We start from the raw sequence: 11,323 nt of genomic DNA on the forward strand, positions 1-11,323 counted from the left end.
TTTACAGCCAATAATATCATTAGACTACAAAATATAACCATCCCTTTTTATATAAGGGATTTGGCTAGGTAAAACCGTTTTTACACTAATATTATTGAGTTAACAGGTAAATGTGATGAATAAGTTTGCATAAATTGGCATTTTTTACTGCAAAGCGTACAATATTAACTAATTGCTTAATAGGTAATTGTATCTCAAATCGTTTATAGCTCTAAGCGATAGGTCAAAGAGAAGTAAAACTAGAGAGATTCTATGACTCGGCGTTTTTCAAGGTTGTTGTCATCATTCGCTTAGTTATTAAGCGGCTTCTCTTTCTGGATTTAGATGAACCTCACCAACGGGTTCACAGTTCCTAATTTTGCCTGACCAACGCGCAGGGTGTCGTTTTCTTGCTATCGACAATACATCAGAACGACGCCTTAAAATCTCGCTATCTTTACCACTGTGACGCTCTGATGGCGTAACGTAATTTAACTTACTGTGCTTGTGCTCGGTGTTGTACCAACGCACGAACGCCTCAACCCAACTACGACTTGCATCGAGTTGTTCAAAGCCTTTGTTTACCATGGGCATGTACTTCACTGTGCGGAACAGCGACTCAACATACGGGTTATCATCACTGACTCTCGGGCGACTGTATGATGAAGTAATACCAAGCTCATCCATTTTCGCTCTGAACGTCAGTGACTTCATTGGCGCACCATTGTCCGAGTGAAGTACCAGTGACTGATTAAAGCACTGCTCGCGCATCAGCGTCCGCTGTAATAACTGTGATGCTAACTCACCGCATTCACATTCATAAACATCGTAACCAACGATTTTTCGGCTATAAATATCTTCAATCACGTAGAGATAATAGTGCTGACCGCGAACCCTAGATGGCAAGTAAGTAATGTCCCATGTGTACACTTGATTGGGACCTGTTGCCGTATAACTTGTTGGCTTAGCCTGCCTTTGTCGACTTCGCTGACGACCTCGGGGATGAAGTTGACCTTCCGCTTTCAAAACCCGATAGTAGCTCGACTCCGAAGCGATATACTCACCATTATCAAGCAACGTCGGAACAATTTGAGTTGGTGGTAAACTCGCGTATTCAGGGCGGTTGCACACCTCGATAATCGCATCACGTTCTTGCTGTGAGAGTTTGTTAGCAGGCGCAGGTCTGGTGCATGTCGGTCTTTTGTCTGCCCTTATTTCACCTTGCTGATACCAGCGTCGATACGTCCTCAAGTCGATTTGAACCTCATGGCAAGCGTACTCCAATCGGCAACCACTTTGCTGAGCGTCGTGGATAAGAGTGACCAAGTAGTGCCTTTCATCGGTTGAGGTTAATCTTCCTCTGGCTCTTCCCCGTAAAAGGCTCTCAGCTTTTTCGCAGAACCAAGAGTGCTGCGGTTTCAGCTAACGCTTTTTCTTTAAAGCGTAACTCTTTTTCAGCTCTTTAATTTCAAGCTTGTCAGCTTTAGCTTGTTTCTTGGCTTCAGCCTCACGCTCTTTAACAGACATAAACCCTTGCATACACTCACTTCGCCAATCTTGCACTTGTTCAGGGAACAAGCCTTTCTCGCGACAATACTGACTGAGTTCATTCTCCGTCATCGAGTAGGTTTCAGCGACAATGGCGAGTTTAGTTTGAGCAGACCACTGCTCTGATGAAGTATTACTATTTGGCACAGCGGCTCCTGAACGTCTAAGTTGCTGCCGCCAATGATACAGGGTTGCTGGGCTAATACCTTCCTCTTTTGCTACTTGGCTTACAGACATTGAATAAGGAGGTAGTAGCTTCTTCAATATGGCTTCTTTTCTTTCTGTTGGAATGCGATTCAAAACTCACTCATTACCACCCAAACTGGTTAAATTTTAACAGTGACAACAATCCTGCCAGAGGGGGGACTAAAGGAATTGATAAATACAGTATAGACAGTACTGACTATACAATCGGTCAAGACAATGTACAGAAGTGGGGTTTTGACGTTCATAATCCGGTTTTCGGTATCAGTGCTGGCTTTATTGCGTTGTTTTTAATTGGCGCTCTTGTGCTTGATGCTCATACAGCTAAATCTGTGTTGGATGGTATTAAGTGGAGCATTATTGGTAGCTTCGACTGGCTGTTTATTTGGTCTGGCAACCTATTTGTGGTTTTCTGCTTGGGTCTGATTGTGAGCCCGATGGGTAAAATTCGATTAGGGGGCGAAGGCGCTACAGCAGATTATTCATTCATTTCATGGCTATCGATGCTGTTTGCAGCTGGTATGGGTATTGGCTTGATGTTTTGGAGTGTAGCTGAACCGGTTGCTTACTATACCGGTTGGTATGAAACACCGCTTGGTGTGGAAGCTAACACTCCAGAAGCGGCAAGGCTTGCCATGGGTGCAACTATGTATCACTGGGGGCTTCACCCATGGGCAATCTATGGCGTGGTCGCACTTTCATTAGCATTCTTTGCCTACAATAAAGGTTTACCGCTTTCTATTCGCTCTATTTTCTACCCGTTGCTGGGGGATCGTGCTTGGGGTTGGGCTGGTCATATTGTGGATATTTTGGCGGTACTAGCCACACTGTTTGGTTTGGCGACCTCTTTGGGATTGGGTGCGCAACAAGCGGCAAGTGGTATTCATCACGTATTTGGTGTTGAAGCAGGGCTTGGTCTGCAGATCGTGGTTATCACCGTAGTGACATTACTCGCTGTTGTGTCGGTTATTCGGGGCATCGACGGTGGTGTGAAGGTCATTAGTAACATCAATATGATTGTTGCGTTCCTTCTGCTGATTTTGGTTGCTTTGATTGGTTGGGCGGTTGCGCTTGGTAATATTCCAACCACATTCATGGCTTATATCGAAAACCTTATCCCTTTAAGTAACCCACATGGTCGAACTGATGAGGCGTGGTTCCAAGGTTGGACAGTGTTCTATTGGGCTTGGTGGATCTCATGGTCACCATTCGTGGGCATGTTTATTGCGCGAGTTTCCAGAGGTAGAACGGTACGCGAATTTATTACGGCAGTACTGATTGTCCCAACCTCGGTGACTTTGATTTGGATGTCGGTGTTCGGTGGACTGGCGATTGATCAAGTGGTTAATAATGTCGGTCAGTTGGGCAGTAAAGGGTTAACCGATGTATCACTGGCAATGTTCGAGATGTTTGATGTGTTACCTATGGGGAATATCTTGTCGATTATTGCCGTTGTGCTTGTGCTGGTGTTTTTTATCACCTCATCGGACTCTGGCTCACTTGTTATCGATAGTATTACTGCTGGTGGTAAAGTCGATGCCCCTGTGCTTCAACGTGTCTTCTGGGCATTTATGGAAGGTGCAATTGCAGTCGCGTTGTTATGGATTGGTGGTACGGAGGCGATTCAGGCGCTACAAGCTGGGGCGATATCAACTGCGCTACCTTTCACCATTGTTCTACTGCTTATGTGCGTCAGCTTAATTATGGGTATGCGCACCGAGAAATACAGCAAGTAGTCGTTGCACGAAATATTACTGTTTATTGAACCAAGGGATGCGATATCGCATCCCTTTTTACATTGGATTCTTTTTAATTTAAACAGCAGAAATTCATTCTGAAGGATTAAAGCCCACTATTGGCATGGTAACGGAACTTCAAAAAGTTTTGTGAATTACTCAATACTAAAAATGCGTCTTTCAGATTACGCCGTTCAAATTCGGATAAGTTTTCCGGTTCGATGTTGTTGTCTGGTTCAATTTCATTTTCAACGTCGTAAGCTTGGTGGCGAATTCGCACCATAGAGATAAATTCGAGCGCATCACGTAGCGCATGCGCCTTACCTTTGGGTAGTATTCCCGCTTCGTAAATGTCATCTAAACGCTCAAATGAATTTTGAGCGCGTGAACCCACAGCTAGGGCATGGACACGGACCAAATCCGCCAGTGGTGCCGTACCACGGCGTTTAAGGTTGATCGAGTTCTTGTGTTGACCATCTTTCTCTACCACGAAGTCTTTAAAGAAGCCAAGTGGTGGGGTTCGGTTGAGGGCATTTCTCGCTAGGCAGGCTAAAAAGCGATTATTTTTTCGGGCACGACGGACTATAAAACCATTGAGCTGCTCTGCCCATTTTAAACGACCATAGACGCCATCAAGATCAAAGAATATGGAGGCGTTGAGTAAGGCTTTCGGGTTAGGGTCATCAATCCAATCGGCAAAGCACTCTTCCCACTCCGTGCGAGTCATGCGCCAATCAGGATTGGTTGCCATGATATCGCCAGTGCAATAGCTATATCCGCAGCGAGCTAGTCCATCACAAACAAATGTGGCGAGTTGCGCGAAATAATCTCCATGCAACTCAGCTTGGTAACCGTTATCAAGAATAATTGCATTGTCTTGATCGGTGACCAGCAGTTGTTCATCTCGTCCCATGGAGCCAAGAGCAAGAAAGCAGTATGGAATAGGAGGTGATCCCAATTTCTCTTCCGCTAACTCAATGATACGTTGCTTGAAACTTCTACCGATTACCGACATAGCGCTACCCACCATATGGGAGTTCGCGTCCTCATTAACTAGGCGAACGAAACAATCTTTAACCTGCTCGGAAAGTAGCGCGAGATCGTCAATGGTTTGTTGCTGGAAAATGCTGCTAACTAATAACAAGGAATTTTGTGATTCATAGCGAACGATTTCAGTAGTTTCAATGACGCCAATCGGATAGCCGTCTTTCAGTACTGGTAAGTGGTGTACGTTGTAACGCAGCATAGTCAGCATTGCTTCGTATACATAGGCATTATGGTCAAGTGAAATAACTTCGTGGGTCATGACCTCTGTGACTGGGTTGCTTGGATCCAGTCCCGTTGCTAAAACTCGGGTACAAAGATCTCGGTCAGTAATGATGCCGACGAGATTTGAGTTCTCTTCCGATTCATCAGTTTCAATTTCTGTATCGATAACCAGCAATGAGGAAACATTATCGTTTGCCATCTTCATTGCGGCATTTTGTATTGTGTCATGGGCGTTGATGAATGGCGCTTCGCCGCTGAGTAGGGTTCTGACTTTAGAGGTTGTAAGATCGTTTTCTTCATGAGTTGCTGAAACTGCTTGTCTTAAGCGAGTGTTATGCTCCACTTCAACAAAGTCAGCGAATGGTTCCTGACTTTCATACAACTCAACAAATATCGCTTCCGGGATGCAGTAGATGAGCGTGTCTCTAACCGCTTTGGCTGGAAAGCGTACTTTGTTGTTGGTGAGTAAACCCATTTGACCAAACAGACCACCACTATCAAGGCGATTATAGAGCTCGCCATTGCGACGATAAATTTCTACAACGCCACTTCTCACTAGATAGAGGTCGTGGATCTGATCGCCGAAATTAATAATCGAGGAGCCTTCCCGGTAGTATGCGACTTCGACACTCTGCGCGATGCGGTCGAGCACGTCTTCATCTAGCTCATCAAACGGAGGGTGTTGAACAATGAATGATTTGACTTCGAGTTGTTCAGCTTCCATGACGCTACCTTAATCATTGATTGGTCTTTAAAGCGTATAACAACTTGGCGTGTAAAACGAAAAAGGCTTGGAATTAACCAAGCCTTTTTGATGCCATAAAGCGAATTTAACCAAGGGCAGGTAAGACGCCTGCGGTAATCAGCAACTGTGCACTAACGATGATGACACCAGCAAAGGCACACGCCATGACGCCAGCTTTGCCACCCGCTACCTGGTAGTTAGCGTCAGTGTATGCAGTGCGAGCTTTCAAAACCATGACCACTGGCAGAAAGATAGCCAAAATTGCTAGGGCAATTGCAGCGTAGCCGAGTGCCGTGATGAAACCTTGCGGGTAGAAAAGTGCAAAGCCCATTGGCGGCAGAAAGGTCACTAAGCCAGTTACGATACGTGATGAGTGCTTCTTGCTCATAGAGTCACCCAAAAACTCGAACAAACCTAAGCTTACGCCTAAGAAAGAGGTTAAAAGAGCGAGATCCGCAAAGATACCGATAGCTTGAGCAATGCTTGATTGCTGAACTGTGGTTGAAAGTTGTCCAATAAGTGCTGACAACCCTTGATTCTCAAGCAGTTCTGACTGACTAACCACGCCCAACGTAACCAACTGCCAGAAAACATAAATAACCAGTGGGATTGCAGAGCCAATAACAATCGCTTTACGCAGCGAGATAGTATCGCCATCTAAGTAGCGAACAATTGCTGGGATACTGCCGTGAAAACCAAACGAGGTAAAAATGACAGGAATAGCCGCGACAACTAAGCCTTGTTCGATAGGCATGCTTAGCAAGTATGACTGAGTCACGTTAGGGGCTAAGAAAAGTAACACGCTCGCCATAGCAATTAACTTAAGGGTGAAGAGAACGCGGTTTACTTTATCTACCGTAGCAGTACCAATGACCACCACCGCAGCAACAATGGCAGTGAATAACACTGTGCCAGAAGCGCCGGTCATTTCAATCCCAGTCCACTGGGCAACACGTTGACCAAACTGCGCGCCGCCACCTGCAATGTAAGCAGCGCAAAGTGAGTAGAACAAAAACAACATTGCGAAACTAGCCAGCCATTTGCCGCGTTTTCCTAAGATCTGCATTGCAAGCGTATGTAACGTCGCTTGGCTATCTGCGTGTTGATGAAGTTCGACCATCATAAGCGCGGTATACGCCATTAGTGCCCATAAAAACACCATAATGACTAATGATGTTGAAAAGCCAATCCCTGCTGATGCTAGCGGCAATGCCAGCATACCTGCACCAATCGTAGTACCTGCAATAATCAAAGTACTACCCATTACCTTTGATTTACTCATGTGTATATTTTTCTTTACGCTATGTTGTTGTGGTTGCGAATAAAGTGTCTATTAATCGCTCAAATCTAGTCCTATAGGCTAGCTGATGCTCAGTTTGTAATATTGAAAACTAAATATCAAGCTAAATGTACAATTTAATTTGCATGGTGTAATTAATTGTTTACACCTAATGGGCTGGAGTCGCCTGCAAACGTTTGCTGGTGCTCTGGTTCATAAATGGTGACGCTGTCGCTTTTGCCTTTCAAAAAAATGTCATATAAAGTCGTATACCCAAGTGACTTCAAGATGCAGGATTCAGAGCGTTGTTATCGATTTGAGTTCAAGGAAAACGCCGCAGCGAAATAGTGAACTATTTCCAAGGTTACTTGGTTTTATAAGGAATAACCCCAATGCAAAAGCAGAAGGGTAGATACATGAAGTAAGGAGGTCTTATGTGTGACCAGTCTTTAAATGACGAAAGCTTAGAGCTACTTGATGCGTTAGAAATCGGCATTAATTTAGCCGAGTACCCAACCAATGCTGAAGAGAGCATTGAAGAAGCGTAAGCGTATAAATTAATACCCTTCAACTCGATAGCCAGTGCAATAGCGCTGGCTTTGTGCTTTTATAAGAGAAGCATTCGTTACTGATACTACTGTTATGAACTTTCTCGCCCACCTTCACATCGCCCACGTGTCGAACTCTAGTCTTATGGGAAATTTACTGGGTGATTTCGTTAAAGGTGATCCTGATAAGCAATATTCGCATATTGTTAGTCAAGGCATTCGCTTGCACCGCTTTGTCGATAGCTATACAGACTCGCACTCTGTAATGCGAGAAGCAAAGTCCTATTTTTCACCTGAGACAAGGCGTTTCGCCGGTATCGCGTTAGATGTGATGTGGGACCATTATTTAGCTACCAATTGGAAGTTGTATCACGATCGCCCCTTAAACGATTTTTGCCGTTTCGCTGAACGAGAAGTGAAATTAGAGCAGCATCAATCGGCGACAATTTCTGAATTGCCAAATCGATACTTACAAATGACGACGAGAATGTGGCAAGGGCAATGGTTGCAATCTTATCAAACGCTAGAAAACATCGAGTTTGCTTTACAAAGGATGTCACTCCGCTCACCAAGAATGGCACCGTTAGCCGAGTGTTTTGCGCCTTTATCTGCGCATTATGCTGAACTCGAGTCTTTATTCGTTGATTTTTACCCTGAGTTGCTTCAAGTCAGTAGAGATTTTACCTTTAGTTCTGGTAAGTAACGGGCGCTTGAGTATAGAATCGCAGCCGTTGAAATAATAGGTAACGAAACTATGTCAAAAGCATTTGCAAACCTTGGCTTGGCTACATCATTAGTCGAGACGTTAGTTAAGCTCGGATTTGAAACACCGACAGACGTCCAACAGCAGGCAATTCCTTACGTTCTAGAAGGGCGCGATGTGCTAGCTGGCGCGCAAACTGGTACCGGCAAGACGGCAGCTTTTGGTTTACCTATTATTCACCGTCTTCTTGAGCAAGGTATCGAGCGCGATTCTCAACGCAATGATGCATTGGCACTGGTGTTGGTACCGACACGCGAGTTGGCGCAACAAGTATTTGATAACCTGAGTGCTTATGCGCAAAACACTGAGCTTAAAATAGTGACGGCTTATGGCGGCACTAGCATGGGTGTGCAAGTCAAGAATCTACAAGGTGGTTGCGATATTCTGATCGCGACACCGGGTCGATTGCTTGACCATATGTTCTGTAAAAATGTCTCTTTGCAGAAAACACACACCTTAGTGCTTGATGAAGCCGACCGCATGCTAGATATGGGCTTTTGGCCTGATCTAAAGCGCATTCTGGCGAAAATGAGCAGTGAGCGCCAAACGTTGTTTTTCTCAGCGACGTTCGATAAAAAAATCAAAGATATCGCCTATCGTATGATGAATGAACCGCAAGAGGTTCAAGTTGCCGCTGAAAACAGTACCGCAGAAACGGTAGAGCAGATGGTCTATCCAGTAGACAAGAAGCGCAAAGCGGAACTACTCGCGTATTTGATTGGCTCTCGTAACTGGCAGCAAGTTCTAGTTTTTACTAAGACCAAACAAGGTAGTGATGCATTAGCCGCTGAGCTTAAGTTAGATGGGATTAAAGCGGTTTCAATTAACGGGGATAAAAGCCAAGGTGCTCGCCAGAAAGCGCTCGATGATTTTAAAGCAGGCAAAGTACGCGCTTTAATTGCGACAGATGTAGCGGCTCGCGGTTTAGACATCAACCAACTTGAGCAAGTGGTTAACTTTGATATGCCATTTAAAGCCGAAGATTATGTTCATCGTATTGGGCGTACAGGACGTGCAGGTAAAAGTGGTCTTGCTGTGTCTCTAATGAGCCGTGACGAAGAGTATCTATTAGAGGCGATTGAGCGATTACTGGATACTCGTTTACCACAGCAATGGCTGGAAGGCTATGAGCCGAGTTTAATTGAAGAAATTGTTGATGACAGAACGCCAGCGAAAAAAAGTCGCTCTTCTGAAAAACGCCGAATGAAAGCAAAAATGAAAATTCATGCGAATCGCGGTAAACGTCGTTAAACGGATAAAGAAAAGCCAGCAACTGCTGGCTTTATTGTCAAATTAGCTGGCATGTGACTAGATATCACACTGAGTAGGGTAAACCAGTTCTGCGATAGATTTTTCTGGATTTAATACCTTACTTGCGTCTACTTGAAGACGGGCCGCCATGATTTTATTGAACATCTGCCAATGATTGAGTAGGCACTGTTCTTTGTCTGTTGTTTCATCAGACCAAGTTTGCTGCAAAAATGGCGATAAACTAGCGGCGCCGTGCGCATACATTAGCATTTGCCACTTGATCTCCCACACTTTAATCGGTGTATCAGGGTGCTCTCGGTTGTATTCATCAGCGATACTGTCGACGATGGTTTGGATTTTACCCGACTGGTCTACAAAATAGTCAAAAAGGGCATCTTCTTGGCGAACGGCATCAGCAATAAGCTGGATAGGCTGCTTGTTTAGCAGCATATGCGCAAGTAGACGAACAGCAAAGATGTACAATTTTTCATTTGCTGGAAGCTTTTCAGGCATATTTTCAATGATGGTATGAATATATCCAACCATATATTCCTGTAAACCATCACTGATTGCATACCAAATCTTCTCTTTGCTACCAAAGTGATGACGAATCAAACTGTGCGATACACCTGCGCGTTCACTGATCTGTCGAAGAGATACTCTTTCATAACCGAGTTCGCAAAACATGTCTGCGGCGACTCTCAATATCTCACCTTTCGTTTTTACGGCATCCTGTGCGCTTCTACGCCCTTGTTTTCTTTCGATCATTTGAAATACCAACCCTTAATTACCCGGTCTTTTTACCAGAAACGCTGAAAACTTTCATCTATATTGTTTATTGCACGCTTGGAAAATAAACGTTGATCTCAATTCTAGTTTATTTATACTGCACATGCGTGTAATAAAACCGAATGAGTTACAGAGATGAATAACAGGAAGTTATACAATAGAGGTTGGGTGAGTTCACTTGCGATCAGTAGCATCAGTTTGTTCCTTGTTGGATGTAATCAAGCCAATTCGGAAGAGACGAATGTGGTAATAAAACCGGTAAAACTTTTTGAGGTACCCGATTTCGCATCTAACAAAGCCGATTGGTTTATCGCCGAAATTGATGCCACAGAGCGTGCCGCTTTGTCGTTTCAAGTGTCTGGTGAAATTAGGCGAGTTTTAGTCAAAATGGGGCAACAAGTAGAGAAAGGTCAAATCCTGGCGGAACTCGATCCTACGGATTACCAACTTGCAGTCGATGCCAGAAGTGCAGAGTATGAATTAGCGAAAACAGCCTATGATCGCGCGAGTGCGCTTTATGAAAAGCAGTTGATCAGTACCGATACCTACGACCAACACGAGAGTCAATTTAAAGTATCAAAGGCGGCGTTAGAACAAGCAAAAACGGATTTGGCTTACACAAAGATTAAAGCACCTTTTGAAGGCGTTATTTCACTTTCTCATGTCAAAGAACACCAAGTGATTGCGGCTAGTCAACCGGTTGTTAATTTAATCAACAACGATGTGATGGACGTGGTATTTAGCCTTCCAGTGAGTTACGTCGATAGATATGGCTTAGCGCATATCTCAGACGCAAAACTCTCGGTAGCAATGGATATCAATAAAGCGTTCTCAATCCCCGCTAAGTTTAAAGAGATTTCGACCCGACCAGATAGTGAAATCAACAGTTACCGCGCTCGAGTAACGATTGAGCGACCTGAGTTTATGAACTTATTTTCCGGTATGACAGGTCATGTCCAGTTACCAAATAATCAATCTCATCAAGGAGTTACTTTGGTAGAGACCGCCTGGATATCTAAAGAGAATGGTCAAGGAGAGCTTTTCAAGTTTATTCCTGAGACACAATTGATTGAAAGTGTTCAAGTGTCGCTTAATGACCAAGGTGAGGTGATCAGTGGTATCGAGAGCGGTGATTTTATTGTTGAAACAGGCGTATCTCAGTTAACAGAAGGTCAGCAGGTTAAAGCGTGGGTTAAAGAGGCAGGGATCTAG

Annotated in this window: 7 protein-coding genes and 1 pseudogene; 4 read left to right on the plus strand and 4 right to left on the minus strand. The window is 44.3% G+C overall.

The window, feature by feature from the left end; genetic code table 11:
- Window positions 1–297: 297 nt before the first annotated feature.
- Window positions 298–1,827: pseudogene (locus tag GZN30_RS17785) on the minus strand (IS3 family transposase).
- Between the two features lie 74 nt (window positions 1,828–1,901).
- Between GZN30_RS17785 and GZN30_RS17790 the strand changes: the two are divergent.
- A complete protein-coding gene (locus GZN30_RS17790) occupies window positions 1,902–3,467 on the plus strand; it encodes a BCCT family transporter (RefSeq protein ID WP_075652539.1) in 1,566 nt (521 codons plus the stop codon).
- A gap of 106 nt (window positions 3,468–3,573) precedes the next feature.
- Here the strand turns inward: GZN30_RS17790 and GZN30_RS17795 are convergent, their stop codons facing one another.
- Together GZN30_RS17795 and GZN30_RS17800 are read right to left on the minus strand one after the other, a co-directional pair.
- A complete protein-coding gene (locus tag GZN30_RS17795; protein ID WP_075652531.1) occupies window positions 3,574–5,460 on the minus strand; it encodes a DUF294 nucleotidyltransferase-like domain-containing protein in 1,887 nt (628 codons plus the stop codon).
- Window positions 5,461–5,566: 106 nt separating this feature from the next.
- Entirely contained in the window at window positions 5,567–6,763 is a 1,197-nt protein-coding gene (locus tag GZN30_RS17800) for an aromatic amino acid transport family protein (RefSeq protein ID WP_075652532.1), read from the minus strand.
- A 639-nt stretch (window positions 6,764–7,402) separates the two neighbouring features.
- On the opposite strand from GZN30_RS17800, the gene GZN30_RS17805 reads away from it, so the two are divergent.
- Window positions 7,403–8,011: an acyl carrier protein phosphodiesterase gene (locus GZN30_RS17805; RefSeq protein ID WP_075652533.1), complete on the plus strand. Its 609-nt coding sequence runs from the start codon at window positions 7,403–7,405 to the stop codon at window positions 8,009–8,011.
- Between the two features lie 51 nt (window positions 8,012–8,062).
- Entirely contained in the window at window positions 8,063–9,322 is a 1,260-nt protein-coding gene (locus tag GZN30_RS17810) for a DEAD/DEAH box helicase (RefSeq protein ID WP_075652534.1), read from the plus strand.
- A 57-nt stretch (window positions 9,323–9,379) separates the two neighbouring features.
- On the opposite strand, the gene GZN30_RS17815 is transcribed toward GZN30_RS17810, so the two are convergent.
- Entirely contained in the window at window positions 9,380–10,090 is a 711-nt protein-coding gene (locus GZN30_RS17815; protein ID WP_075652535.1) for a TetR/AcrR family transcriptional regulator, read from the minus strand.
- A 156-nt stretch (window positions 10,091–10,246) separates the two neighbouring features.
- Between GZN30_RS17815 and GZN30_RS17820 the strand changes: the two genes are divergently transcribed.
- The gene (locus GZN30_RS17820) at window positions 10,247–11,323 is read left to right on the plus strand and encodes an efflux RND transporter periplasmic adaptor subunit (RefSeq protein ID WP_083627239.1); all 1,077 of its coding nucleotides are present in this window, start codon (window positions 10,247–10,249) and stop codon (window positions 11,321–11,323) included.

It is taken from the genome of Vibrio ponticus (genome assembly GCF_009938225.1).
In the GTDB taxonomy this organism is placed as follows: Bacteria; Pseudomonadota; Gammaproteobacteria; order Enterobacterales; family Vibrionaceae; genus Vibrio; species Vibrio ponticus.

Bases quoted from the DNA above. Each gene is read 5' to 3' on its own strand.
- GZN30_RS17795 (WP_075652531.1), bottom strand. From the start codon at position 5,460: ATGGAAGCTGAACAACTCGAAGTCAAATCATTCATTGTTCAACACCCT.
- GZN30_RS17800 (WP_075652532.1), bottom strand. From the start codon at position 6,763: ATGAGTAAATCAAAGGTAATGGGTAGTACTTTGATTATTGCAGGTACT.
- GZN30_RS17805 (WP_075652533.1), top strand. From the start codon at position 7,403: ATGAACTTTCTCGCCCACCTTCACATCGCCCACGTGTCGAACTCTAGT.
- GZN30_RS17810 (WP_075652534.1), top strand. From the start codon at position 8,063: ATGTCAAAAGCATTTGCAAACCTTGGCTTGGCTACATCATTAGTCGAG.
- GZN30_RS17815 (WP_075652535.1), bottom strand. From the start codon at position 10,090: ATGATCGAAAGAAAACAAGGGCGTAGAAGCGCACAGGATGCCGTAAAA.
- GZN30_RS17820 (WP_083627239.1), top strand. From the start codon at position 10,247: ATGAATAACAGGAAGTTATACAATAGAGGTTGGGTGAGTTCACTTGCG.